The organism is Streptomyces sp. NL15-2K, from assembly GCF_030551255.1.
Classification (GTDB): domain Bacteria; phylum Actinomycetota; class Actinomycetes; order Streptomycetales; family Streptomycetaceae; genus Streptomyces.
On the sequence record NZ_CP130630.1, the window covers coordinates 8,796,152 to 8,821,559 of the forward strand.

The window sequence follows — 25,408 nt, forward strand, 5'->3', positions numbered from 1 at the left end:
CAGGGGTGTGCGATCGTATGACCGTCGTCCTGCCGAGCCCCCAGGATCACCCTCTCTGGGGGCTCTCGCGCGTACGGCACCCGTCTCGTCCACCGGCCGGAGAGGCCCTCCTATGTTCCTGACGATCAGTACCACCGGCACTCCCGAACGCCCCGCCACCGACCTCGGCTTCCTGCTGCACAAGCATCCCGAGAAGGCGCAGGCGTTCTCCACGTCCTACGGCAAGGCGCACGTCCTCTACCCGGAGGCGGACGCCGAGCGCTGCACGGCGGCGCTGCTGCTGGAGGTCGACGCGGTGGCACTGGTCCGGCGCGGCAAGGGCAAGGGACGCGGCGGCGCTCCCGACGCGGCCCTCGCGCAGTACGTCAACGACCGCCCGTACGCCGCCTCCTCGCTGCTCGCCGTGGCGCTGAGCGGCGTCTTCTCCAGCGCGATGCGGGGCGTGTGCAACGCCCGGCCCGAGCGCGCCGCCCAGCCGCTGCCGCTCGGCATCGAGGTGCCCGCGCTGCCCGCCCGGGGCGGCCCGGATCTCGTACGACGCCTCTTCGAGCCGCTCGGCTGGACGGTGACCGCCGAGCCGGTGGCGCTGGACAGCGAGTTCCCGGAGTGGGGCGACTCGCGGTACGTGCGTCTCGTACTGGAGTCCGATGCGTTGACCCTCGCCGAAGCCCTGCGCCACCTGTACGTCCTGCTCCCGGTCCTCGACGACGCCAAGCACTACTGGGTGGCGCCCGACGAGGTCGACAAGCTGCTGCGGGCCGGCGAGGGCTGGCTGCCCGCCCACCCGGAGCAGCACCTGATCACCAACCGCTACCTCTCGCGCCGCTGGTCGCTGACCCGCGAGGCCCGGGAACGCCTGGAGCTGGTGCGGCTCGCCGAGGCCGACGACAGCGAGGTCGAGGAGATCGACAACGCCGTCGAGGCGGAGACCGAGGCCGAGGAGAAGCCGACCCCACTCGCCGTGCAGCGCCGGGACGCGATCATCGCCGCGCTCCAGGAGTCCGGCGCCGCCCGCGTGCTCGACCTCGGCTGCGGGCAGGGCCAGCTGGTGCAGGCGCTGCTGAGGAACCCGCGGTTCACCGAGATCGTCGGCGTCGACGTGTCGATGCGGGCGCTCACCATCGCCTCCCGGCGCCTGAAGCTGGACCGCATGGGGGAGCGGCAGGCCTCGCGCGTCCAGCTCTTCCAGAGCTCGCTGGCCTACACCGACAACCGGCTCAAGGGGTACGACGCCGCCGTGCTCAGCGAGGTGATCGAACACCTCGACCTGCCGCGGCTGCCCGCCCTGGAGTACGCGGTGTTCGGCGCGGCCCGCCCCCGGACCGTGCTCGTGACCACGCCCAACGTCGAGTACAACGTGCGCTGGGAGAGCCTCCCGGCCGGGCACGTCCGGCACGGCGACCACCGCTTCGAGTGGACCCGCGAGGAGTTCCGCACCTGGGCGGGCGCGGTGGCCGAACGGCACGGCTACGGCGTGGAGTTCGTGCCCGTCGGACCGGACGACCCGGAGGTCGGGCCACCCACACAGATGGCCGTGTTCACCCAGAAGACCGTGAACGACAAGGAGGCGAAGGCAGCATGACGATCACTCAGAAGGGGCGGGTCCTCCCCGTCACCGACCTCTCCCTCGTCGTCCTGATCGGCGCCTCCGGTTCGGGCAAGTCCACCTTCGCCCGCCGGCACTTCAAGCCGACCGAGGTGATCTCCTCCGACTTCTGCCGCGGCCTGGTCTCCGACGACGAGAACGACCAGAGCGCCACCCGGGACGCCTTCGACGTCCTGCACTACATCGCGGGCAAGCGCCTCGCCGCCGGGCGCCGCACGGTCGTGGACGCCACCAGCGTGCAGCAGGACGCCCGCCGGCAGCTGATCGACCTGGCCAAGCAGTACGACGTGCTGCCCATCGCCATCGTGCTCGACGTGCCCGAGGACGTGTGCGCCGAGCGCAACGCCTCCCGCACCGACCGGGCCGACATGCCGCGCCGGGTCATCCAGCGCCACACCCGCGAACTCAGGCGTTCGCTCAGGCACCTGGAGCGCGAGGGCTTCCGCAAGGTGCACGTCCTGCGGGGCGTGGAGGACATCGAGAACGCCACCGTCGTCACCGAGAAGCGCTTCAACGACCTGACCCACCTCACCGGCCCCTTCGACATCGTCGGCGACATCCACGGCTGCTCCGTGGAACTGGAGGCGCTGCTCGGCAAGTTGGGCTATGTCGACGGCGTCCACCCGGAGGGCCGTACGGCGGTCTTCGTCGGCGACCTCGTCGACCGCGGCCCGGACAGCCCGGGCGTGCTGCGCCGCGTGATGTCGATGGTGACGTCGGGCAACGCCCTGTGCGTGCCCGGCAACCACGAGAACAAGTACGGCCGTTACCTCAAGGGCCGCAAGGTCCAGCACACGCACGGCCTCGCCGAGACCATCGAGCAGATGGAGGACGAGAGCGAGGAGTTCAAGCAGCGGGTGCGGGAGTTCATCGACGGACTCGTCAGCCACTACGTCCTCGACGGCGGCAAGCTGGTCGTCTGCCACGCCGGTCTGCCGGAGAAGTACCACGGCCGCACCTCCGGCCGGGTGCGCTCGCACGCGCTGTACGGCGACACCACCGGCGAGACCGACGAGTTCGGGCTGCCGGTGCGCTACCCGTGGGCGGAGGACTACCGGGGGCGCGCGGCCGTGGTGTACGGCCACACTCCGGTCCCGGACGCCACCTGGCTCAACAACACCATCTGCCTGGACACCGGCGCCGTCTTCGGCGGCAAGCTCACCGCGCTGCGCTGGCCGGAGCGCGAACTGGTCGACGTACCGGCGGAGCAGGTCTGGTACGAGCCGGCGAAGCCGCTGCGGGCCGAGGCGCCCGGTGGGCACGACGGGCGGCCGCTGGACCTCGCGGACGTGCACGGCCGCCGGGTCGTCGAGACGCGGCACCAGGGCCGCGTCTCGATTCGCGAGGAGAACGCGGCGGCGGCCCTGGAGGTCATGAGCCGCTTCGCGGTGGACCCGCGGCTGCTGCCGTACCTCCCGCCGACCATGGCCCCGACGGCGACGAGTCACGTCGAGGCCCGCGGCGGAGCCGCTAATGAGCACTTCTTGGAGCACCCGGCCGAGGCCTTCGCGCAGTACAAGGAGGACGGCGTCGCGCGGGTCGTGTGCGAGGAGAAGCACATGGGCTCGCGGGCGGTGGCGCTGGTGTGCCGGGACGCGGAGGCGGCCCGCGAGCGGTTCGGAGTCGACGGCCCGACCGGGTCGCTCTACACCCGCACCGGCCGCCCGTTCTTCGACGACGAGACCGTCACCGAAGAGATCCTCGGCCGCCTGCGCACGGCGATCGACGAGGCCGGCCTCTGGACCGAACTGGACACTGACTGGCTCCTGCTGGACGCCGAACTGATGCCGTGGTCGCTGAAGGCCGCCGGCCTGCTGCGCAGTCAGTACGCCGCCGTGGGTGCCGCGTCCGGCGCGGTGTTCCCGGGTGCGCTGGCCGCCCTGGAGGGCGCGGCGGCGCGCGGCGTCGACGTGTCGGAGCTGCTGGCCCGCCAGCGCGAACGGGCCGACGCAGCCTCGGCGTTCACCGAGGCCTACCGGCGCTACTGCTGGACCACGGACGGCCTGGACGGCGTACGCCTGGCCCCCTTCCAGATCCTCGCCGTCCAGGGCCGCAGCCTCGCCGCCCTGCCGCACGTCGAGCAGCTCGCGCTCCTCGACCGGCTGGTGGAACACGACGGCAGCGGCCTGCTGCAGACCACCCGACGGCTCTACGTCGACACCGCCGACCCCGAGTCGGTACAGGCCGGCGTCGACTGGTGGCTGGAGATGACCGGCCGGGGCGGCGAGGGCATGGTCGTCAAGCCGGTGGGCGCGGTAGTACGCAGCGAACAGGGCCGACTGGTGCAGCCCGGCATCAAATGCCGGGGCCGCGAGTACCTGCGGATCATCTACGGCCCCGAGTACACGCGTCCCGACAACCTCGCCCGCCTCCGCGGCCGGTTCCTCAACCACAAGCGCTCGCTCGCGATCCGTGAGTACGCGCTCGGCCTGGAGGCGCTGGACCGGCTGGCGGAGGGCGAGCCGCTGTGGCGGGTGCACGAGGCGGTCTTCGGCGTGCTCGCGCTGGAGTCGGAGCCGGTGGATCCACGCCTGTGACGGAAAGAATCCGGCCGAGTGTCCCAACTCGGGGGCGCTCGGCCGGACTTCGTGCCTCCAGACCTCACTCGTCCCTGGTTAACCGCCAGTTGCCGTGCTAACTTCGCAGGTCGGTCAGGCAGGCGTACCGACTCATGGGGGAAAGTCGGTGGTGACAGGCGTGGGGTTCGGCGGGCCCGAGAGGGATTCCTCGCGTGCGCAAGGCCTGGAGGTGCTGTTACAGCTCACGGCCGCCTTGTGCGAGCTGAGCTGCATGGAGGACGCGCAGGGGCGCACCCAGTTCGCGACGGTGCTCGGGGAACAACTGGGCCGACCGGTCGATGTGCGCGGCGTCCGGCTGCGCGAGGACGTGGTGGCCATGGTGCGCGCCGCGCTGAACGTGGTGGGCGGGGAACGCGTACTGGTGAGGGTGGTCGAGGTCTTCGAAGGAGCCGCGCCGGCCGACGAACTCGACCGGCTCCTCGCCCCCGCCGCACCTGCCCCCACAGCCGGGACACTGCCCGGCCCGCTCTCCGGCCACGACCAGAGCACGGCACGCTCCCTGCTGGCCGACGCCAAGGGAGAGGTGTCCGCCGCCCGGCTCCGGGACGCCCTCGTCGAGGACCTCAACGGCCTCTACCTGCCCGCCGGACTCTCCCCGGAACAGCTCTTCGCGCACGTCCTGGAGTGGAACGCGCAGCCGGACGGCCTTCCGCCCGCCGTGCTCCTGGTGGACCTGGCCGCCGGGCTCGCCGCGGTGCCCGGCCACCGCACCGCCCTGGTCAAGTGGGTCGACGGCTGGGCGCAGCGCGCCGGTCTGTCCGAGGCGGTGGGGCGGCGCCGGGCCGAACGCACCGCCTCGGTGAGCGACCCGGACATCCCGTGCTGTCTGATCGTCGCCGTGGAACCCGCCCGCGACGGCTCCGGCGAGTTCGTCGTACGTCCCTGGCTCAACACCGTGCCCGGCCACTGGGACCCGCAGCCCGGCGAGCCGGCCACCACCACCCTGGACGGCCTCGGACCGGCCGTCGAACGGGCCCTTCGGCAGGGCGCCCGGCTCTGGTCGGCCCCGCGCGATCCGGATCCGGTGGGACGCGAGCAGCCGACGTACGTGGAGTTCGTCCTTCCGTACGACCTCCTCAACCACGACGTGGCGGGGCTGAGGTTCGCCACCGGCCACGGCAGGCCGTTACCGCTCGGGCTGAAGTACGGGGTGCACCTACGCAGTCTGGAGCGGATGCGTACCGACGACGTCCTGGTCCGCAGGCAGTGGCAGGAGCGCTGGCACGCCCTGCGGCAAAACGGCGTCACGGTGCACAGCTGGAGCGGGTCGGACGCCCAGCGGCTCGACGCGTGGCACACCTCGCTCGCCGGTGAGAGCGACCACACCGCCGTGGTGCTCGACGCCCCGGCCGACACCTCGGCCCTGGAGGCGCTGAAGGCCGCCATAGCGGAGGGCATAGCGCTTGCGATCTGGGACCGCAGGGGAGTCTTCATCGAGGAGCGCAGGGAGGTCGTGACCGCGGTCTTCGCGTCCGTGCCGATCGCGGCGCAGATCCCCATGGCCATCCACCGGCTGCGCAGGAAGGCCGAGCATCCCGCCCAGAGCCCTGATCTCCTGGGGCGACACATCGCCTTCTTCTGGGACGATCCGACACGACTCGTTGACATCCAGACCGACGACGGCGATCTCGCCAGCGAGGAGGCACCGGCATGACCGCGCAGGAGCAGACGGCCCCGGACGGCTGGCGGGTCTTCCACGCCACCGGGCAGGCCCCGGCCGCAGCGCCGCAGTTGCCCTCGGCCCCGCCCTGGCGCCGGTTCCGCGGTGAACCGCTCCAGCCCGCGCCGCCGGACGACCCGCAGGCCGCGCTGCGCCGCCTGGGCCCCGACGCGGTCGCTCCCCAGCTCGGCTCGGAGGAGATCGACATCGTCAACGCCGCGCTGCTGCTGCGCCGGCCCCTCCTGATCACCGGTCCGCCCGGCATCGGCAAGTCCACGCTCGCCTATGTGATCGCGCGGGAACTGGGGCTCGGCCGGGTGCTGGAGTGGAACATAGTCAGCCGTACGACACTGCGGGACGGCCTCTACAGCCACGACGCCATGGGGCGAGCCCAGGCCATCGCCGCCTGGCAGGCCGGGCTGCGGGACACGGCGGATTCCGGACGGGCCGACGGGACCGACCGGGCACCGGCGGCGGACGCGGGGGAGACCGGAGCCCGCGATTCGTTAAAACATCGTCAACTTCCGCCCCTCCTCGGTGATTTCATCACACTCGGCCCCCTCGGCACCGCCCTGCTGCCCTACGATCGTCCCCGAGTCCTCCTCGTCGACGAGCTCGACAAGAGCGACATCGACCTGCCGAACGACCTGTTGCACGTCCTGGAGAACGGAAGTTATGACGTCCCGGAGCTGGTCCGCGACGCCGCCGACACCGCGCGCGTCCACACCAGCGACCCCGGCGGCCGCGCCGTGGTGCGGGGAGGCCGGGTCGAGTGCCGGGAGTTCCCGGTCGTGGTGATCACCAGCAACGGGGAACGGGAGTTCCCGGCGGCCTTCCGCAGGCGCTGCCTGCCGCTGGAGCTGCGCACCCCCACCCGGGAGCAGCTGCTGGCCCTGGTCGAACGGCACCTGGGGGACGGGGCGCGGGGCACGGAGGACCTGGTGGACCTGTTCCTGCAGCGGGTGCAGGCCGGTGGCGTCCACTCTCTCGACCAGTTACTCAACGCTGTCCAGATCACTACCACGGGTGGTTTCCAGGCCGACGGCAACGGGCGTAAGCTCGTGGAAATGCTCCTCCGCGACCTCGCGAAGGGCCGCTGAATGGACAACGGCTTTCCCAGGGAGCGCGCATCCGGATCCGGCGACGGCGGACCAGTGTCGGGGTCGTCGCCTCCGTCGGCGTTCCCCGAATCCGTCGAGTACGCGAGTGAGTACGGAGGTCCGTTTCCCGTTGCCCCGGAGCAGGACCCCCTGACCCGCGTGCAGCCGGACGCCGAGGCGGAGGCAGTGCCGCGCTGGCAGGAGGTCGCCGACGCGGTGTGGCTCGCCGCGTACTGGGACCACCACGGTGGCCCCGCCACGGCCCGGCAGGACGCGGCGCCGGGCCGTGGCACCGCGCGTACGGACCGGCGCCCCGCACGCTCCGAGCCGGCCGCCGACGCACACCGGCCCCAGACGCCCCCGGCTTCCGGACTTCCCTCCGCCGACGCGCACTTGGGCGGCGACCTTCGCGCGCCGGACCCGCTCGCCCCCGACGAGGACCCCGACGGGCCGCGCCCGCTGGAGCCCGGAGGGGCGGACACCGGCGGCGACTTCCGGCTGCCGCGGTCGCCGGCCACCGCCACGGCCCGGCTGTTACCCGACCCCGAGGGCCCCCGCATGCTGCACCTCGGCCGCCCGCTGCTGCCCGCCGCCGAGCCCCCGCAGCAGAGCCACGGCCGCCGCACCGCCCTGCTCGCCCGTGCCCTGCACCAGCTGGCCCGCCGCGTGCCCTCCCGCGACACCCTGGAGCTGGACGAGGAGACGACCGCCGAGCAGGGGGTCGCCGACGGCATGTGGATGCCCTTCCTCCGCCCCGCCCGTACCCCCGCCTTCGACCTGGTGCTGCTCGTCGACGACGCGCCCACCATGCGGATCTGGCAGGAGACGACCGCCCGCCTCGCCGAGGCCGCCGAGCACAGCGGCGCCTTCCGGGGCGTACGCACAGTCCGGGTGAACGTGCCGCGCACCGGAACCGCCACACTGCGCCGGGGCAGCGAGGGCGCGGCCGCGGACCCGGCCGAACTCCTCGACGGGCGCGGCGGCCGCGTCTTCCTCATCGTCACCGACGGACTCACCCACGGCTGGGCCGCCCCCGCCGCCGACGCGCTGCTCGGCCGCCTCGCCCACGCCGGCCCCACCGCACTCGTCCACCTGCTGCCGCCGCATCTGCGCCGCCGCACCTCCCTCAACCCGTACGACGCGACACTGGAGGCCGGCGGCTTCGGCGCCCCCAACGACGGCCTCGGTCACTGGGCGCCGCCCGGCGGACCCGACCCCATGCGGCCCCTGCCCGAGGCGGGCGACGGCTCCGTGCCCGTGCCCGTGCTGTCCCTGAAGCCGGGTTCCCTCGCCGCCTGGGCCGACCTCGTCACCGGGGAACGCGGAGTGCGCCGCGCCCTGCCCGTCGTCCTCGCCGGCACCCTCACCAAGGGCGCGCCCGCGCCCGGCCTGCGTGCCCCGCGCTTCTCGCGCGCCGCGGCCGCCGCTGTACGCCGCTTCTTCACCCTCGCCACGCCGGCCGCCCGCCGGCTCGCCACCCAACTCGCCGCCGTCCCGTTCGAGTTCGACCTCGTGGAACAGCTGCGGCGCCGGGTCATGCCGGAGACCGGTCCCGACCACCTCGCCGAGATCCTGATGGGCGGCCTGATCGACTGGGACAGTGCCGGCGACGGTCGGCCCGACTTCGCCGACGGAGTGCGCGAGGCGCTGCTCGCCACCACCACCCGCTCCCAACTCGCCCGCACCGTCAGCGTGGTGGGCGAACTCCCGGCCGCCGGAGAACGCGGGATCGCGCTGCGCGCCGCCCTGCTCGACCCGATGGGCACCACGCTGCCCGACCCCACCGAGCGCGGCTGGGTGCGCAGCGAACTGGCCGTCATGCGCGCGCTCTCGGGGCCGTACTCCGAACGTGCGAACCGCATCGAACCCGACCCTTCCCGACTCACGCCCGGCACGGCCGAACGGGTGGCCGCTGGTTTGTACGGAGGTGCACCCGGAGGGGTGAACCACCCGGACGGCGGCGGATCTTCCGGCGACGGAAAAGGCAGTGATCCAGCGTCGAACCTTCCTGACGCGTCTGGAGATCTAGTGCCGAGCCTGGTGACCGCGACCCAACAAGAAGCCCCGGAGGCTGAGCCGCTCATGCAGAGCACCACGACCGCAACGCCGGCCCTTCTGGTGAACGTTCCGCTCAGGAACACCTCATTCGTCGGCCGCCAGGCGCTGCTGAGGGACGTGGAGGAGCAGCTCAGCGCCCAGGACACCGCGGCCGTGCTGCCGCACGCGCTGCACGGCCTGGGCGGCGTCGGCAAGTCCCAGCTGGCGCTGGAGTACATCTACACCCACCAGCACGACTACAAGGTGATCTGCTGGATCCCCGCCGAGCGGGAAAGCCTCATCCTCGCCGGGCTGGCCGCCCTGGCGGCCCAGCTGGGCGTCGCCCCGGCGGGACAGGACGTCGGCACGCCCACCGCCAACACGGCCGTGCCCGCCGTCCTGGAGGCGCTGCGCACCGGAACGCCGTACGACAACTGGCTGCTCGTCTTCGACAACGCCGAGGACGTCGAGGTGGTGCGCCAGTACTTCCCGACCAACGGGCCGGGGAAGGTCGTCGTCACCTCCCGCAACCGCGCCTGGGAGCGGGTGGCCACCCCGCTGCCCGTCAACGTCTTCGAGCGCGAGGAGTCCATCGAGCTGCTCCAGAAGCGCTCGCCCGGCCTGTCCACCGAGGACGCGGACCGGCTCGCCGAGGCACTCGGCGACCTGCCGCTCGCCGTGGAGCAGGCGGGCGCCTGGCGCGCGGTCACCGGCATGCTCGTCGACGAGTACCTCGACCTGCTCGCCCAGCGCAGCCCGGAGATCCTCGAACTCGACCCGAACCCCGACTACCCGGTCTCCGTCGCGGCCGCCTGGGACATCTCGCTGGAGCGGATCCGGGAGAACAACCCGGGTGCCCGGCAGCTGCTCGACATCTGCGCCAGCATGGCCCCCGAGCCCATTCCGCGGTCCATGCTGCGGGGCGGCCGCGGCGTCAACATCACGGCCGAGGTCGACCCCCTGCTGCGCGAGTCCATCAAGCTGAACCGGGCCATCCGCGACCTCAGCCAGTTCTCCCTGGTCAGGGTGGACCCGCGGTCCGGCACCCTGCAGATGCACCGCCTGCTGCAGACCGTGCTCCTCGCCAAGCTGAGCACCGAGGAACGCGACCGCATGCGGGACGCCGCCCACCAGCTCCTGTCGGCCGCCAAGCCCGGGCACCACGCCTCGTCGGTGGAATGGCGCTCCTACCAGGCGCTGCTGCCCCACATCCTCACCTCCCAGGCGGTGACCAGCTCCGACACCTTCGTACGCGAGCTGGTCCACGACACCGTGCTGTTCCTCTACTACTGGGGCGACCACCAGGGCGCCGCGGACCTCGGCCGGCAGGCCTGGAACGCCTGGCTCGCGGCCTCCGGCGAGGAGGACATCCACGTCATCCGCATGGCGAAGAGCTTCGCGTTCACCCTGCGCCAGATCGGCCAGATCACCGAGGCCATCCCGCTCACCGAGAGGGCACTGGAGGTCTCCCGCCGCATCGAGGTCGACCCCGAGGACCTCATCGACTCCCTCTGCGAGATGGCCGACGCCCGCCGCTACCAGGGCCGGTTCGCGGAGGCCCGGGACCTCGGCCGGGAGGCCACGGAGCTCGCCCGGTCCCTGTTCGGGCCGGACGACCCCACCACCCTGCGGGCCACCCACAGCTGGGGCGTCGACCTGCGGCTGTGCGGGCAGTTCCGCGAGGCCCTGCCCCTGGACCAGGAGAACGCCCGGCTGCGCGAGCTGATGTACGGTCCCGACAACTTCCTCACCCTCAACTCCCTCAACGGCCTGTCCATCGACATGCGGGAGAGCGGCGACTACCCCGGCGCCCGGGACTTCCAGGAGGACGTCCACCGGCGGGCGCGCACCGCGCTCGGCGAGGAACATCCGCTCACCCTGCGCGTCGCCCGCAACCTGGCCGTGTGCCGACGCCGCGACGGGGCGCTCGCCGAGGCCGCGAAGCTCTCCGACGAGACGCTGCGGCGCTTCGTCGCCCGCTACGGGTCCGTGCACGCCGACTCGCTGTCCACGGCGATCAACCTGTCCGTCGACCAGCGCCTGGCCGGGGACCTCGACAGCTCCCGCCAGTTGGGCGAGGAGACCGCACGGCGCTATGCGACGCTCCTCGGCGAAAACCACGCGTACACGCTGCTGACCCAGGCCAATCTGGCCGCCACCCTGCGTGCGCTCGGCGCGCTCGACAGCGCGCAGGAGCTGGAGGACGCCGCGGCCGACCGGCTGGCGCAGACGCTGGGGGCCAAGCATGTGATCACGCTGACCGTCGCGGTCGGCCGGGCCAACACGGCCTACGCGCGGCTGGACTTCGACCGGGCCCACGAGATCGACCAGGCCAATGTGCCGCTGCTCGCCGAGATCGCGGGCGAGGAACACCCGCTGACCCTGTCCGTGACGGCGAACCTCGCCCTCGACCTGCGCGGCCTGGGCCGCGGCGCGGAGGCCGACGAGATGCAGCGCGAGGCGGTGGAGGGCCTCACCCGCGTGGTCCGCGCCGACCACCCCTGGCTCGTGGCGGCCCGCCAGCGCCGCCGTATCGAGTGCGACATGGCCCCGATGCCGCTGTAGCACCGGCCTAGGGCCTGTCCCCGCCGGAGGCGACACACGCGCCGGCCGGGGCGGCACCGCGTGCCGCCCCGGCCGACGCGTGTGACGGGCGCGGTCAGCCCACGTCCGCCACCGGGGCCGGTCGGGTGCCGTCCTGTGGGGTCGGCGGCGGAGGTGCGGCGGTGTCGTGGACCACGGGAGTGGGGCGGGCCCGTTCGGCCAGGCGCTGGGTCAGGAGCAGCAGCGGCTGGGTGAGAAGCGTCGTGGCGAGGGCCATGAAGACCAGGACGGTGTAGAGCGGGGTGCTCAACAGACCCGCCTGGAGACCCGCGTTGAGGGCGATGAGCTCCGTGAGGCCGCGGGCGCTCAGCAAGACGCCGACCGTGCGCGCGTCGTGTGTGTCCAGCCCGCCGAGCCGGGCCGCCACCGTGCCGCTGCCGATCTTCGTGACGACCGCCAGTGCCGTCACCATCAGCACAGCGACCCATCCCGTGGCATCCATGCTGTTCAGCGCGACCGACTGACCCGAGATCACGAAGAAGAAGGGCAGCAGCAGTGAACTGACGTCGTGCAGGGGCCGCAGCAGATCCGGATCGAGTATGCCGCCCTTCTCCCGCGGCGCCACCACACCCGCGAGCAGCGCTCCGAAGATCACATGCAGTCCGAGGAAGTGCGTCACCCACGCCGACCCGAGCGCGAAACCGAGGAGCAGAGCCAGCCGCAACGAGGGCTCCATGCGCGTCCCCCACAGCAGCCTGCGCAGCAGCGGACGGGCCGTGAGGACCATCAGGGCGACGAAGCCGGCCGCGATCGTCACCCGCCAGGGCCACGCCAGCGACTGCTCGCCGCCGCTGTCCATCAGCGTCCCGGCCAGCACCGTCCAGCCGATCACGTCGAGGATCCCGGCGGCGGACACCGCCACCACCCCGGGCACGGTACGGGCCAGACCGTTCTCCCGCACGATGGCCGTCAGCACCGGCACCGCCGTTATCGACAGGGCGACACCGGCGAACACCACCATGGCGGGGGTCAGATCGCGCGGCATGCCCAGGTCCCGTAACTGCTCCCGGAACAGCAGCGCGCAGCCGCTGCCCACGGCCATCGGCACCACGAACGCGGCCAGCGCCACGGTCACCGCCGTGCGCGCCCGGTTGCCCAGGAGCTTCAGATCCAGCTCGTAGCCCACCGCGAACAGGAACACCACCAGCGCGAACTGGGCGAACCCGGTCAGCGCCGGACCGATGCCCTCGGGGAACAACGCCTCGTGGGCGCCGGGTGCCACACTGCCCAGCAGGGAGGGACCGAGCGCTATGCCCGCCGTCAACTGGCCCACGATGTACGGCTGTTTCAGCTGCCGAGCCAGCCAGCCCGCCGCATGCGCGGCCACCAGGATCAGGGCCGAGGCACCCACGAAATGCGTGATCAGCGCGTCAGGGCTCACCGTGTCCCCCTGTTGTCCAGTTGTCGCGGCCGACGGTCCGTCCGGCCGTAAGTGGGCGTCGCACGTTTGCGGTAGCCCAACCTCCTTAGAATACTGGTAATTTGACGGCGCATCGGGAGTCGTACACACGCTGCACCAGTGTCACGGGGGGCACATTGACGGCGGTCGTCTTCATCCATGGGACCGGGGTGCGCGAACCGGGCTTCTCGGCTCTCGCGGGGCGCGTCGCGGCCGGTCTGACCGCCCTGCGCGACGGACTGCGCGTCGTGCCGTACTACTGGGGCGAGGCCCACGGCGCCACGCTCGCCGCGGGCGGGGCGAGCCTGCCACCGCCGCCGGCCGCGGCCCGCGGCCTCGCCGAGACCCCGGCCGGACCTGGCGCCGACGACGACACGGCGACCGCCTGGGCCGCCCTGTACGCCGACCCGTCCGCCGAACTCGCCCTCGCCGCGGCCGGGGCGGAACCCGTGGCCGAGCGCCCGCCCGGCTCCCTGCCGGCGCAGCAAGAGCTCCAGACGCGGCTGACCGCGCTCGCCGCCCAAGGGGACGCGCCCGCCGCCGAGTTGGGTCCCGGACTGCCCCGCGCCGCCACCGACCTGGCCGCCCATCCGCTGCTCGGCCCCGCCGCCGACGCCCTCGACCCGGACGACCTCGCGGCCCTCGCCGCCCGCAGTCTGACCGCCCGGATCGTCGCCGACGCCCTCGACGCCGACAGCCCGCTCGTGCCGGTCGGCGACACCCGGGACGCGGTCACCGACCGACTCGCCGTGGCCCTCGGCGCACCACCACGCGGCACCGAGCGCGGTGTGCGCTCCCTGATGCTGCGGGCCGCGGGCTCGGTCGCCTCCCGCGCCGCCGTACGCCGTCGGCGCGCCCTCACCGAGGCCGCCCACCCCGCCGCCGGGGACGTCCTGCGCTACCTCAGCCGCGGCGAGGCCGTCCGCGCCGCCCTGCGCGCCCTCGTCGCTGGCCTGGAGCCGCCCGTCACGCTCGTCGGGCACAGCCTGGGCGGCATCATCGCCCTGGACACACTGATCTCCGCCCCGCTGCCCCAGGTCCGGCTCCTGGTGACCGCCGGCTCACAGGGGCCCTTCCTGTACGAGTCGGGCTCGCTGCCCTCCCTCGAACACCCCGCACCCCTGCCGCCGCACGTCCCCGACTGGCTGAACCTCTACGACCCCCGCGACCTGCTCGGCCACCTGGGCGCCGGACTCTTCCCGGGACGCGTCACCGACATCGCCGTGGACAGCCGCCAGCCGTTCCCCGCCGCGCACAGCGCCTACTGGACCAACCCGGCGGTGTACCGGCACATCGCGGACCGCCTGCCGTGACCGGCCCGGTGACGTCCGTACGGCGTGTGGACCCGGCTCGTGTGCACGCCCTGATCGTCGGCATCGAGGCGTACGACGCCGGGCCGGACTGGGACCTGCCCGGGCCCGCGCGGGACGCCGTACGGTTCCACCGGCTGCTGCGGGACGCCGGGGTGCCGGACGCGCAACTCCGGCTCCATCTCGCCCCGTTGCCGCCGTACACCCCGGGCGTCGGCCACGCGCCCGCCGACCACGCCACCCTGCGCCGGGTCCTGGTGCGTGAACTGCCGCCGGCCCAGGGCGACGTCCTGTGGGTGTGGTGGGGCGGGCACGGCGTCCTCGACCGGTCCGGTCATCTGCGGCTGTTCTGCGCGGACGCCACCACCGCCGACAAGGTCGGTATCGACCTGGACTCCGCGCTCGCCCGGTACTCCGGCGACGCCGTGCCCGGCTTCGCCGAGCAGCTGTGGATCGTGGACGCCTGCGAGACCTTCGAGGAGGCCCTCGCCTTTCGGGACCCGCTGCCGCCGGACGCGCTGCCCGCCGGGCGGCGGACCCTCGCGCACCGGCAGACCGTGCTGCGCGCCGCGGGCCGAGGCCGCGCCGCCGCCAACGACCCGGTGCGCGCCACCGGGCTCTTCTCGGACGTCCTGCTCGCTCTGCTGGCGGACCGCGCCGCCGCACTGCCCGCGCCACCCGATCCGGAGGAACTGTTTCCGGCCGTACGGGGACGCATCGCGGCCCTCAGAAAGGAGGGCCGTACTCTGCAGTATCCGGAGATCCGGCTGCAGAGCCCCGAGCGCGCCGAGATCCTGCCGCCGGCGGGACCGGGCGCCGAGGAGCGCACCCGCTCGCCGCTCGCCCGGGCCGTGGACGCCCTGATGGAGTACCCGCTGATGGCCGACCCTGCCGAATGGCAGACGGTGGTCGGCGCGCTGAGCCCTCACGTCACAGGGACACTGCGCCGTCACACCAAGGCCCGCACGGATGCCACCGGCATTCTCACCGGGCTCGCCGCTCGTCATCCCGGGGCGCTGTGGGAGTTGTTCGACGCCGTGGTGTCCGTCGACGACGATCCCGAGCTGAAGAGCGAACTGGCCAAGGCCCTGCGAGAGTTGGAGGCCTCGGCGCGGCGTCCGCGCGGCAGGCGATGATCGGGTGGCGTGATCGTACGGTTTTCGATGCGGGAATCAATGGCCATGATGGATTGGACACGGGGCATCGCGTGCCACCGTGCGAGAAGGGGGACGCATCTTGGACCAGCCGCCCGCTCTGCGCAACGCCGAAGCCACCGCCCATGAGCCGGCCCCCGCGCCGGGTGCTCCCGTCCGGGAGTCGGATCTGGCGGACCTCGCGGCGCTGCCCCTGACCGCCGTGGACGGTCTCGCTCCGCTGCGCCCCGGCACCCGCCTTCTCGCCGAGGTCCTGCGATCCCGCGGCGGCATCAGGGGCGGAGGTGAGCCGGGCGGCGGTGCCCGGGCCGAATAGCCGGCGCCCCGGTGGCCGCATCCGACCGGCCGTCAGTCGGCGCCCGCCCCGACGGCAGCGCCCCGCTGGTGCCCCGGCAGGCAACGTTCGCTCCGTCGGCCGAACGTTGCCTGCCGGGACACCAGGTCCCCGCATGCCCGCCCAGCCGACCGGAGGTCCCCGGTGATGACCAGCGAGCAGCGCCCTTCTCCGTTCCGCATGCCCGAGCGGCTCTTCGCGGAGCTGGCCGCCGGAGGCGGCTCCGCCGAGGCCGTCGCCTTCCTCGAACAGGGCGAACGGGCACGACGGCTGCTGCTGCTACGGACGCTGCTGGACCACCTCGACGCGCTGCCCACCCCGCTGACCCCGGCCGCCGAGGCCTGGCGCGTGCTCAAGGAGGCGGCGGAGCGGGCACCCGAGCCGGTCGAGCGACTGCTGCTCGCGCCGACGACCGGCGGCTGGATGGCCCACATGCTCCGCCGGGTCCACGGCACGGCGACCGGCCCACCGCAGTGGGCGGAGGCGGGCCACCTGTGCGCCCTGGCGGTGACAGCAGCCCTGCACGCCGGCACGGAAACGGTCCTGCGGGTGCCGCTCACCGACGGGGGTCTGATGCTGCCGGGGCTGGGGATGGCCCGACTGGGCGATGCGGGTCGGGATGGGGGATTGACGGTCGGTCAGGCGTGTACGGGCCGGGGAGAGCTGACCCTCACCGGGGCTGGACGCGGCGGCGGTACGACGTCCCTGACGATCCGTCCGACCACGGCACCGTTACCGATCGGAGGTGGGCAACCCGCCGCAGAGGATTCCGGTCCGGTGGGCCCGGCGTCCTCCTGGCTCCCCCTGCGCACCCTCACCCATCCCGGCCCCGCCGGACCCGTCGCGATACCCCTCGACGACCTCGATCCCTACCGCGACCTGGACGATCCCGTGCCGCCCGCCCGGCTGGAGGGCGCGGAGGCGCGGGCGTGGCAGCGGCTGTTCGAGGAGGCCGTCGCGGTGCTCGCCGTGCCGGGCGGTACCGGGCCCGGCCGGATCGACCCGGCCGCGATCCGCTCCGTCGTGCCCTGGGGCCGTACCAGCACCGCGCCGCCCGCCCCGCCGGCCGTCCTGGTCTCCGCGTCCAGCGGCGACTCCTTCGGGGCCATGGTGATCGCCCGGCCCTCCCGTGCCCTCGCCCTCGCCGAGACGCTCGTCCACGAGTTCCAGCACAGCAAGCTGGCCGCCCTCCTGCACCTCTTCCCGCTGCTCGACGACGACCGGGCGGAGCGTTACTACGCCCCCTGGCGTCCCGACCCGCGCCATCTCACCGGCCTGCTGCACGGCGCGTACGCCTTCACCGGCGTCGCGGGCTTCTGGCGGGACCGCCTGGCCGGCGCTCGGGACGACCGGTCGGCCGACGAGGCCGGCTACCACTTCGCGCTGCGCCGCCTGCAGAGCCGGCTCGTGGTGCGGACCCTGCTCGTCGAGGGCCGTCTCACCGCCCAGGGCCGTGCCCTGGTGTCGGCCCTCGCCCGCACCCTGGACGGCTGGCTGCTCGAACCCGTCCCCCCGGCCGCCCGGACCCGCGCCCGTGCCGCCGCCGCGTTGCACCGCACCGAGTGGCGACTGCGCAACGTGCTTCCGGCGCCCGACGCCACGGACGCGGCCGGCACACCCCGCTTCCGCCCCGACCGCACCTCCTGGCCGGACGTGCGCACCCACGCCTTCGCCACGCCCGCCGCCCACCCGCGCACCGCCGACGAGCATCTCGCCGCCGGGAATCCGGCCGCCGCGCTCGCCGCGTACGCCGACGAACTGGCCGCCGACCCGGCCGAACCGCACGCCCTCGCGGGCTCGATCGTCGCCCGTGCCGCCCTCGGCCCGGACCGCGCCTCCCGCCGTGTGCTGGCCCGCCCGGAACTGCTCCGACAGCCACTGCCGAGCGGATGACCCGGCCCCACGCGGGTCGCCTCACCCCACCAACCGCAACCGCTCCCCGCACACCCCCACCCGCACCGACTGCCCCCACGTCAGCTCCAGGGCGTCGCTCTCCATCCCGTCCCCGAAGGCGACCAGGCGCTCGGACTCGATGGTGAGGCGGAGGCCGGCGGCGGCCGACAGTTCGCCCGCCACCAGGGACGTGCCGGTGGCCGGGGACGGCCAGGCCTCGCGGACGAACCACAGCAGCCGGTCCTCGGCGGGCTCCGGCAGCCTCGTACCTCCGCCGCGCTCCCGCCACACCGACCGGAGCCAGCCCGTCGCCCCCGTACCCGTCCCCACCAGCACCCCGGAGGAAGCCTGGGCCTCGACGACACCCCCGTCGCCCTCCAGGCCCAGGCGGTATCGGGCCGTCTGATGTCCGACGGCTCCCAGATAGATCTCGTTGAGCGCGACGATGCGCTGCGTGTCGTCGGCGACGGCCTCGACCATGGTGCGTTCCTCGACGCCCGCCGACCGGGCCAGGACGGCCGGCAGCAGTGTCGCCGCGTCCCGCGGCCGGTGCCGTACCAGCACCCCGGGATTGCGGCCGGGGTCCGTGTCGACGCCCACCACCGGCTGTCCCGCGAGGTACTTGGCGACGTTCGCCACCAGCCCGTCCTGCCCGACCACGACGACCACGTCCTCGGGAGCGAACAGGAAGCGGTCCAAGTCGGCCCGCTCCACCCGGGCTTGACGCCACGTCAGTGGTACGGCTGCGGTGACCTCGGCCAGTGCCCGCCGTGTCCGCCGGTGCCGTTCGGCGAGCTCCGCGATGTCCCGGCCGCGGGAGGAGAGGAAGAAGGCGGCCTGGCCGTGCGTGCCGTGCCGGGCCACCAACTCCTCGTACTCCGTGGTGCGGTGGACCAGCACGACTCGTGGTGCGAGGCTCACTCCCGTTCCCCGGCGCCGAGTTTCGCCAGCAGCCCGGTCAGCACGTCCGGCGAGATCGTCACGCTGTCGATGTGCGGGAGGCTCTCCGCGAGCCGCGTCCCGGTGAGCGCGTGCAGCGTCGCCACGTCCACCTCCGCGTGCACCCGCAGCCAGGCGGCCTGCGCCTGCGCCCGCGCCGCACCCACCTCACGTGCCCCTTCGGCCTCGGCGCGGGCGAGCCGTACGGAACGCGCGGCCTCGGCCTCGGCGAGCCGTACCGTCCGGGTCGCCTCCGCCTCCGCCCGCACCGCGTCCGCCGCCGCCTGTTCCTCGGCCTCGCGGCGGGCGTTCGTGCCGCGCTGGTCGACCAACCGCTCCTCGCGGCGGGCCAGTTCGATCCGGCTGGCCAGCTCGTTCTCGGCGATCGTCCGCTCCCGCTCGACCGCGACGGCCCGCCGTTCGTACGTCGCCCGGTCGGCCTCCTGCTGGATCTGCTCGCGCGCGGGAGTGCGCAGGGCGCGCTCCACCTCCGGTTCGGGACGCAGGGCCACCACCCGTACGGCCACCACCTCGATGCCCGTGGCCGGCAACCGCGGCTCCGCTTCCAGGCCCGCCGCGATCCGCTCGCGTACCGCCGCCACCCCGTCCACCAGCGCGGCCGACAGCGGCGTCCGCGCCAGCACGTCCAGCGCGTGCTGCTGGGCCGTCTCCGTCAGCAGCGTCCCCAGTTGTTCCAGCGGTGCTCCCCGCCACACGCCCGTGTCCGGGTCGATCGAGAAGTCGAGGCGCGCGGCGGCGAGGGCCGGGTCGCTGATCCGGTAGGTGACCGTCGCCTGCACCGCCACGTCCTGGAAGTCGGACGTCCGGGCGCGGAATGTCATCGCCAGTTCCCGGTCGTCGACCGGCACCTCCGACAGCGCGGCGGTCAGCGAGCGGAACCAGAAGCTCAGCCCCGGGCCGTCGTGCACCAGCCTGCCCGAGCGGTGGTGCCGGATGTGCGCCGTCGGAGCGCCCCGCAGATGGCGCAGACCGAGGCGCCGGGTGATGTCGGCCATGGAGACCCCCTCGCTGATTTCGTCAGTAAGACGATAATAGCGAGTCCTACTTGTCGTCAAGGGGACGAAAACGAGCTCGGGCGGAAACGGTCGACCAGCGGGTGAACACGGTCTGCGGTGGTCAGGATGGAGGCATGGGATTCCATGTCGACTCCGAGGCCGGGCGGCTGCGCCGCGTCATCCTGCACCGGCCGGATCTCGAGCTCAAAAGGCTCACCCCCAGCAACAAGGACGCCCTCCTCTTCGACGATGTGCTGTGGGTGCGCCGGGCGCGCGCCGAACACGACGGCTTCGCCGACGTGCTGCGCGACCGCGGGGTCGCCGTGCACCTCTTCGGCGACCTGCTCACCGAGGCCCTGGACATCCCGGCAGCCCGAGCGCTCGTCCTGGACCGGGTCTTCGACGAGAAGGAGTACGGGGTGCTCGCCACCGACCACCTCCGGACGGCCTTCGAGACGCTGCCCGCCCCGGAACTGGCCGAGGTGCTCGTCGGTGGCATGACCAAGCGGGAGTTCCTGGACGTGCACGCGGAGCCGACCTCCGTGCGCTTCCACGTCATGGAGCTCGACGAATTCCTGCTCGACCCCCTGCCCAACCACCTCTTCACCCGGGACACCTCCGCCTGGATCTACGACGGCGTCTCCATCAACGCCATGCGCTGGCCCGCCCGCCAGCGCGAGACCGTGCACTTCGAGGCGATCTACCGGCATCACCCGCTGTTCCGTGACGAGACGTTCCACGTCTGGTCCGAGGGGCAGGCCGACTACCCGTCCACCATCGAGGGCGGGGACGTCCTGGTCATCGGCAACGGCGCGGTCCTCATCGGCATGAGCGAGCGGACGACGCCCCAGGCCGTCGAGATGCTCGCGCACAAGCTGTTCGCCGCCGGCTCCGCGCAGACGATCGTGGCCCTCGACATGCCGAAACGGCGGGCCTTCATGCACCTCGACACCGTGATGACGATGGTCGACGGCGACACCTTCACCCAGTACGCGGGGCTCGGCATGCTCCGCTCGTACACCATCGAACCGGGCGTCGGCGAGGAGCTGAAGGTCACCGACCACCCGCCGGAGCACATGCATCGCGCGATCGCCGCCGCCCTCGGGCTGAGCGAGATCCGCGTCCTGACCGCGACCCAGGACGTGCACGCCGCCGAGCGTGAGCAGTGGGACGACGGCTGCAACGTACTGGCCGTCGAGCCGGGCGTCGTCGTCGCCTACGAACGCAACGCCACCACCAACACGCATCTGCGCAAGCAGGGCATCGAGGTGATAGAGATCCCCGGCAGCGAGCTGGGTCGGGGGAGGGGCGGGCCGCGGTGCATGAGCTGCCCGGTCGTACGCGAGCCTGTATAGAAATGCCGGTCATCGTATAGACTTCCAGGGTCCTTGTTCTCGTCCCTCTGGAGCGCCCCCCATGGCGACAGTCCCGACCACCCTCGCCGGCCGCCACTTCCTCAAGGAGCTGGACTTCACCGAGGGCGAGTTCCGCGGCCTGATCGAACTGGCCGCGGAACTCAAGGCCGCGAAGAAGGCGGGGGCGGAGACCCAGTACCTGCGGGGCAGGAACATCGCGCTGATCTTCGAGAAGACCTCCACGCGCACGCGCTGCGCGTTCGAGGTCGCCGCCGCCGACCAGGGCGCCTCGACGACGTACCTCGACCCCTCGGGCTCGCAGATCGGCCACAAGGAGTCCGTGAAGGACACCGCGCGGGTGCTGGGCCGGATGTACGACGCGATCGAGTACCGCGGGGACAGTCAGGCCAAGGTCGAGGAACTCGCCGCGTACGCCGGCGTGCCCGTCTACAACGGCCTCACCGACGACTGGCACCCCACCCAGATGCTCGCCGACGTGCTCACCATGACCGAGCACTGCGGCAAGGACCTCGTCGAGGACGGTTTCGTCCTCGCCTACCTCGGCGACGCCCGCCTCAACATGGGCAACTCCTACCTGATCACCGGCGCGCTGCTCGGCCTGGACGTGCGTATCGTCGCGCCCAAGGAGTACTGGCCCAGTGACGACGTCGTCGCCCGGGCCCGCGAGCTGGCCGAGGACAGCGGTGCCGCCCTCCTGCTCACCGAGTCCGTGGAGGAGGGCGTCGCGGGCGCCGACTTCGTCGCCACCGACGTCTGGGTCTCCATGGGTGAGCCCAAGGAGGTCTGGGACGAGCGGATCGCCGCGCTCGGCCCGTACGCCGTGACCATGGACGTCCTGCGCGCCACCGGCAACCCGGACGTGAAGTTCCTGCACTGCCTGCCGGCCTTCCACGACCTCGGCACCAAGATCGGGCGCGAGATCCACGAGTCCCACGGCCTTCAGTCCCTCGAGGTCACGGACGAGGTCTTCGAGTCGGCGCACTCGGTGGTCTTCGACGAGGCGGAGAACCGTATGCACACGATCAAGGCGGTCCTCGTGGCCACGCTGGCCTGATCAGGCCCTGTTCCGCGCGCTCCGCGCGAGGCCTGTCACACCGGACGCCGCTGATGCGGCACCGTCGGCAGTCTGAACCACACCGCCTTGCCCGACTGGGTGGGGCGGTGACCGCAGGACGAGCTGAGCGCGCGGATCAGCAGCAGGCCACGCCCGTGCTCCTGCCAGGGGTCGGGTTCAGTGGCCGCCGGGCGAGTGAGGTTGCCGGGCGGCACCGGGTCCGGGTCGTGCACCTCCACCTGGCAGCCGGTCGGCAGCAGCTCCACCACGAGCTCTATCGGCGCGTCGCCGGCGGTGTGCTCCACGGCGTTCGCCACCAGCTCCGCCGTGAGCAGTTCCGCGGTGTCGCTGTCGGCCCCGTGCTCCAGCTCCGCCAGCGCAGTGCGCACCAGGGCGCGGGCCACGGGCACGGCCGCGGCGGAGTGCGGCAGCGCGATGCGCCATGAGGCGGAGGCAGCGGGGCGTTCGTGCAAGGCGGGTCCGTTCATGAGCAGGCTGTCCTGCTTTCAACCTTATGAATGGTACGGGCCCACCCGGCAGAGGCGTCCGACGGGCACCGTACGGGACCGTCGGCCCCGTTGCCGGGCGGCTTACCCGGGTGAACGGCGGGCCTCGCGCGGTTGCTCCCGCCGTTACGGGGGTGTCGAGGAGCTGTGACGGATGTGACGGAGCCGGGTCGGATCCGGTCGGCCTAACGGGCCACGTATCGCGCACTCGCGACGATGGTCACGGACGATTGGCAACTTCGAAAGGCAGTGCTCCGTGAGTCCGTTCAAGGGGATCACACGCCGGCGAAGGCCGCCCCCGCATCCCGCAGCCGCTCGTGCAGCCCACGGAACACCGCCGCCGAGCGGGCGCCCGGCCAGCCCTCCGGGAGCAGGTGCGCAGGCAGCCCGGGGTCGGCGTACGGGAGGTGGCGCCAGGAATCCAGGGCGAGGAGGTAGTCGCGGTACGCCTCATCGGGCGGGGTGTCCGTGCGCCTCTCCCAGTCGTGCAGCACGCGCGCGTGGCGGTCGAGGAACGCCTCGTGCTCCTTGGCGATCCCCGCCAGGTCCCACCAACGGGCGACCGCCTCGACCGTCGGCGCGAAGCCGAGGTGCTCGCCGCGGAAGAGGTCGACGTAGGGATCGAGGCGCAGCCTTCGGAGGGTGTGCTCGGTCTCCTCGTACAGGCGTGCGGGGGCGATCCACACGCCGGGGGCGGCCGTGCCGAAGCCGAGGCCGGCCAGGCGTGAGCGCAGCACGTGCCGCTTCTGCCGCTCCGACTCCGGCACGGAGAACACGGCGAGCACCCAGCCCTCGTCCCGCGCGGGTGCCGTGGCGTAGATGCGCCGGTCGCCGTCGTCGAGCAACTGGCGGGCGTCCTGCGACAGTTCGTACCCGGCGGCGCCCCCGGCCGTGCGGGCCGGCACGAGCAGTCCACGCCGTTTGAGCCGGGACACGGACGAGCGCACGGAGGGCGCGTCCACGCCGAGGGCGGCCAGCAGCCGGATCAGCTCGGCGACGGGCACCGGGCCGGGCATGTGGCGGCCGTACGCGCCGTAGAGCGTGACGATGAGGGACCGTGGTGCATGCTGGTCGGACACGTTGATCATCTTAGGTTGTCGGTATCACTGCTGGTCACCATCGGTGCGCAGTCTGAAGCGCTGGAGCTTGCCGGTCGCGGTGCGCGGCAGCGCGTCCAGGAAGACGATCTCGCGCGGGCATTTATAGGGCGCCAGTTCGGATTTGACGAAGGCGCGCAGCGCCTCGGCGTCCCGTACGACGCCCTCCCTGACGACGGCGTAGGCCACCACGATCTGCCCGCGCGCCGCGTCGGCACGGCCGACCACCGCCGCCTCCAGCACGTCCGGGTGGCGCAGCAGCGCCTCCTCGACCTCCGGCCCGGCGATGTTGTACCCGGCGGAGATGATCATGTCGTCCGCGCGGGCCACATAGCGGAAGTAGCCATCGGGTTCGCGGACGTACGTGTCGCCGGTGATGTTCCAGCCCTCGCGCACGTACTCGCGCTGCCGCGGGTCGGCGAGGTACCGGCAGCCGACCGGCCCGCGCACGGCCAGCAGCCCGGGCTCGCCGTCGGCCACCGGCGCGCCGTCGGCGTCCTGCACGCGCGCCTGCCACCCCGGTACGGCGACACCGGTCGTCCCGGGCCTGATCTGCTCGTCGGCCGCGGAGATGAAGATGTGCAGCAGCTCGGTGGCGCCGATGCCGTTGATGAGGCGCAGGCCGGTGCGCTCGTGCCAGGCCTGCCAGGTGGCGGCGGGCAGGTTCTCGCCGGCCGAGACGCAGCGGCGCAGGCAGGAGATGTCGTACCCGTCGAGCTCGGCGAGCATCGCGCGGTACGCGGTCGGCGCGGTGAACAGCACCGACACCCGGTGTTCGGCGATCGCGGGCAACAACTGCTTGGGACCGGCCTGTTCGAGGAGGAGGGCACTGGCGCCGACGCGCATCGGGAAGATGACCAGCCCGCCGAGTCCGAAGGTGAAGCCCAGCGGGGGACTGCCGGCGAAGACATCGTCCACATGTGGTGCGAGCACATGCTTCGAGAAGGTGTCGGCGATCGCCAGCACATCCCGGTGGAAGTGCATACAGCCCTTGGGGCGGCCGGTGGTGCCGGAGGTGAAGGCGATCAGGGCCACGTCGTCGGCGGCGGTGTCCACGGCCCGGTACGGGGTGTCGGGCGCCGTCCGGTGGAACAGGTCGTCGGGGGCGTCACCGCCGTACGCCGTGATCCGCAGCCCCGGAATCTCGGCCTTGGCGAGGTCGTCGACGGCCCGGATGTCGCACAGCGCGTGCCGCACCTCGGCGATCTCGCACATGGTGCGCAACTCGTGCGGGCGCTGCTGGGCCAGCACGGTGACGGCGACCGCGCCCGCCTTCAGCACGGCCAGCCAGCAGGCGGCCAGCCACGGGGTGGTGGGGCCGCGCAGCAGGACGCGGTTGCCGGGCACGACCCCGAGGTCACGGGTGAGGAGGTGCGCGAGCCGGTCCACGCGGGCGCGGAGTGTGCCGTACGTCCATGTGTCGCCGGAGGGAGTGTGGAAGACCGGGCGGTCGTCGGGCGGGCCGTGGAGCAGCTCGGCGGCGCAGTTCAGCCGTTCGGGGTAGCGCAGCTCCGGTAGGTCGAAGCGGAGCTCGGGCCACTGGTCGGGGGGCGGGAGGTGGTCGCGCGCGAAGGTGTCGACGTGGGCCGAGACGTTCATGGCGGGTCGCCCCCTTGCCTTGGTGGGCCGCCCTGTGGGCGTCGTGGTGGCTCGGTGGTGGCTCGGTGGTGGGCTCGCACAACGAGCGTATCGTGTCGGTGACGACAGTCAATGCTGCGCGATACCGCCGGGGTGGGGGCCGCCA

General features: G+C 72.9%; 17 protein-coding genes. 11 read left to right on the forward strand and 6 right to left on the reverse strand.

The genetic code is table 11. From position 1 onward, the window contains the following. Positions 1–112: 112 nt before the first annotated feature. The 5 genes from Q4V64_RS39470 (at position 113) to fxsT (ending at position 11,547) form a co-directional block, all read left to right on the forward strand. Positions 113–1,582, forward strand: a complete 1,470-nt coding sequence (locus tag Q4V64_RS39470) for a 3' terminal RNA ribose 2'-O-methyltransferase Hen1 (RefSeq protein ID WP_124438626.1) — start codon at positions 113–115, stop codon at positions 1,580–1,582. Continuing rightward, positions 1,579–4,143, forward strand: a complete 2,565-nt coding sequence (locus Q4V64_RS39475; RefSeq protein WP_124438625.1) for a polynucleotide kinase-phosphatase — start codon at positions 1,579–1,581, stop codon at positions 4,141–4,143. The genes Q4V64_RS39470 and Q4V64_RS39475 overlap by 4 nt, the downstream gene beginning before the upstream one ends. A gap of 211 nt (positions 4,144–4,354) precedes the next feature. Then, a complete protein-coding gene (locus Q4V64_RS39480; RefSeq protein ID WP_253266833.1) occupies positions 4,355–5,839 on the forward strand; it encodes a hypothetical protein in 1,485 nt (494 codons plus the stop codon). Further along, positions 5,836–6,945 (forward strand): AAA family ATPase, encoded by a 1,110-nt coding sequence (locus Q4V64_RS39485; protein ID WP_124438623.1) that lies wholly within the window; start codon positions 5,836–5,838, stop codon positions 6,943–6,945. The genes Q4V64_RS39480 and Q4V64_RS39485 overlap by 4 nt, the downstream gene beginning before the upstream one ends. 159 nt (positions 6,946–7,104) lie before the next feature. Then, positions 7,105–11,547, forward strand: coding sequence for an FxSxx-COOH system tetratricopeptide repeat protein (gene fxsT, locus Q4V64_RS39490; protein WP_303714005.1), 4,443 nt, complete (start codon positions 7,105–7,107; stop codon positions 11,545–11,547). A gap of 94 nt (positions 11,548–11,641) precedes the next feature. On the opposite strand, the gene Q4V64_RS39495 is transcribed toward fxsT, so the two are convergent. Further along, complete coding sequence (locus Q4V64_RS39495; protein ID WP_124438622.1) at positions 11,642–12,967, reverse strand: cation:proton antiporter; 1,326 nt, start codon at positions 12,965–12,967, stop codon at positions 11,642–11,644. Positions 12,968–13,122: 155 nt separating this feature from the next. On the opposite strand from Q4V64_RS39495, the gene Q4V64_RS39500 reads away from it, so the two are divergent. The 4 genes from Q4V64_RS39500 to Q4V64_RS39515 all read left to right on the forward strand — a co-directional run bounded on the left by Q4V64_RS39500 (position 13,123) and on the right by Q4V64_RS39515 (position 17,676). Then, positions 13,123–14,298 carry an alpha/beta fold hydrolase gene (locus Q4V64_RS39500; RefSeq protein ID WP_124438621.1) on the forward strand — a complete coding sequence of 392 codons (1,176 nt, stop codon included), beginning with the start codon at positions 13,123–13,125 and terminating at the stop codon, positions 14,296–14,298. After that, a complete protein-coding gene (locus tag Q4V64_RS39505; RefSeq protein WP_124438620.1) occupies positions 14,295–15,431 on the forward strand; it encodes a caspase family protein in 1,137 nt (378 codons plus the stop codon). Before Q4V64_RS39500 ends, Q4V64_RS39505 begins: the two co-directional genes overlap by 4 nt. A 100-nt stretch (positions 15,432–15,531) precedes the next feature. Next, positions 15,532–15,765: a hypothetical protein gene (locus Q4V64_RS39510; protein ID WP_124438619.1), complete on the forward strand. Its 234-nt coding sequence runs from the start codon at positions 15,532–15,534 to the stop codon at positions 15,763–15,765. Positions 15,766–15,930: 165 nt separating this feature from the next. Further along, complete coding sequence (locus Q4V64_RS39515) at positions 15,931–17,676, forward strand: HEXXH motif domain-containing protein (RefSeq protein ID WP_124438618.1); 1,746 nt, start codon at positions 15,931–15,933, stop codon at positions 17,674–17,676. Positions 17,677–17,697: 21 nt separating this feature from the next. On the opposite strand, the gene Q4V64_RS39520 is transcribed toward Q4V64_RS39515, so the two are convergent. Beyond that, positions 17,698–18,597: an NAD(+)/NADH kinase gene (locus tag Q4V64_RS39520; RefSeq protein ID WP_124438617.1), complete on the reverse strand. Its 900-nt coding sequence runs from the start codon at positions 18,595–18,597 to the stop codon at positions 17,698–17,700. Beyond that, a complete protein-coding gene (locus tag Q4V64_RS39525; protein WP_124438616.1) occupies positions 18,594–19,631 on the reverse strand; it encodes an SPFH domain-containing protein in 1,038 nt (345 codons plus the stop codon). The genes Q4V64_RS39520 and Q4V64_RS39525 overlap by 4 nt, the downstream gene beginning before the upstream one ends. A gap of 134 nt (positions 19,632–19,765) precedes the next feature. Between Q4V64_RS39525 and Q4V64_RS39530 the strand changes: the two genes are divergently transcribed. Both Q4V64_RS39530 and argF read left to right on the forward strand, forming a co-directional pair. Continuing rightward, positions 19,766–20,986, forward strand: a complete 1,221-nt coding sequence (locus tag Q4V64_RS39530) for an arginine deiminase (protein ID WP_124438615.1) — start codon at positions 19,766–19,768, stop codon at positions 20,984–20,986. Between the two features lie 61 nt (positions 20,987–21,047). Further along, positions 21,048–22,061, forward strand: coding sequence for an ornithine carbamoyltransferase (gene argF / locus Q4V64_RS39535; protein WP_124438614.1), 1,014 nt, complete (start codon positions 21,048–21,050; stop codon positions 22,059–22,061). 35 nt (positions 22,062–22,096) lie between these two features. Here argF and Q4V64_RS39540 read toward each other — a convergent pair whose 3' ends face one another. From Q4V64_RS39540 to Q4V64_RS39550, 3 genes are all read right to left on the reverse strand, one after another. Further along, a complete protein-coding gene (locus Q4V64_RS39540) occupies positions 22,097–22,549 on the reverse strand; it encodes an ATP-binding protein (protein ID WP_124438613.1) in 453 nt (150 codons plus the stop codon). Positions 22,550–22,842: 293 nt separating this feature from the next. After that, positions 22,843–23,655 carry a PaaX family transcriptional regulator C-terminal domain-containing protein gene (locus Q4V64_RS39545; RefSeq protein ID WP_124438612.1) on the reverse strand — a complete coding sequence of 271 codons (813 nt, stop codon included), beginning with the start codon at positions 23,653–23,655 and terminating at the stop codon, positions 22,843–22,845. A gap of 15 nt (positions 23,656–23,670) precedes the next feature. Continuing rightward, positions 23,671–25,371 carry an AMP-binding protein gene (locus Q4V64_RS39550; RefSeq protein WP_216377574.1) on the reverse strand — a complete coding sequence of 567 codons (1,701 nt, stop codon included), beginning with the start codon at positions 25,369–25,371 and terminating at the stop codon, positions 23,671–23,673. Positions 25,372–25,408: the final 37 nt, after the last annotated feature.